The sequence below is a fragment of the Catenulispora yoronensis genome, from assembly GCF_039531695.1.
GTDB classification, from domain to species: domain Bacteria; phylum Actinomycetota; class Actinomycetes; order Streptomycetales; family Catenulisporaceae; genus Catenulispora; species Catenulispora yoronensis.
This window is the reverse complement of sequence record NZ_BAAAQN010000156.1, coordinates 1-799: the sequence shown is the minus strand read 5'-3', so window position 1 is coordinate 799 and position 799 is coordinate 1. Positions and strand designations below refer to the sequence as shown.

1 protein-coding gene and 1 pseudogene are annotated in these 799 nt (G+C 63.8%); both read right to left on the bottom strand.

What is annotated here, in order from left to right:
- Nucleotides 1-71, bottom strand: a pseudogene (locus ABD481_RS46500) (esterase); the annotation flags it as partial.
- Between the two features lie 76 nt (nt 72-147).
- On the bottom strand, nt 148-799 hold a 652-nt coding region (locus ABD481_RS46495), incomplete at its 5' end, for a tRNA-binding protein (RefSeq protein WP_344672325.1).

Sequence of the window (799 nt, the reverse complement as noted above, 5' to 3'; positions counted from 1 at the left end):
CCATGAAACAGCAGCAACAGCTGTTGCGCAGGCGTCGCAGGACTTTGAACAATAAAATGATCGTGTTTCATGGCTGTCTCCTTAGTGTTTGCGGGCAGTGTACGCCGCTCGCCAGATATGACCATGCCATTTAACTGAATGAGTTAGTTAAAAAAATTGCAGATGCGCCACCTGCTGACGCAGCGCATCAGCGCGCGCTGCATCAAGGGAGCGCAAGGCGTCAGCGGCCTCCCGACGCCATCTCGCCTGCAAGGCTTTTCGCCCCGTCAGCTGCAGCACGGCGCAGAGTGCGGCCTCCTCTTTGCCCTGCAGTCGTCCCCGCAGGGCCGGCAACGGCATGTCGGCCTGCATCAGCAGGCGGTTGAGGCAGCCCAGCGCCGCAGCCAGCGGGCGGTGGGCGAAGGCAAAGCTCGCCGCTTCCAGCCAGTCCTCATCACTAAGCATAGCGTCTGCGACGGCCGGCAGCGGCGCGGATTCCTCTCGCCACGGGCGAAGCCAGTATTCATCGCGCTGCAGCCGCTGCGCCTCCCGCTGCGCCAGCTGGCGCCCTGCCGCGGTCAACGGATAGAGGGCCATCGCCGTATAGCAGCCGCTGCTGGCCTCGCGATGGGTACCCAGCCGTACGAGGGTAAACCCGCAGCGTTGCCAGAAGCGCCACAGCTCAGCGGTATAGCCGAAGCTGACGGAGAGATAGTCATAGCCAGCGGCATCGGCGGCGATATCGGCGATCATCTTCCGCCCGAGGCCTTCCCGCTGGCGGGTGGGATGGACAGCGATCCGACTGACCCGCTCGACGGTG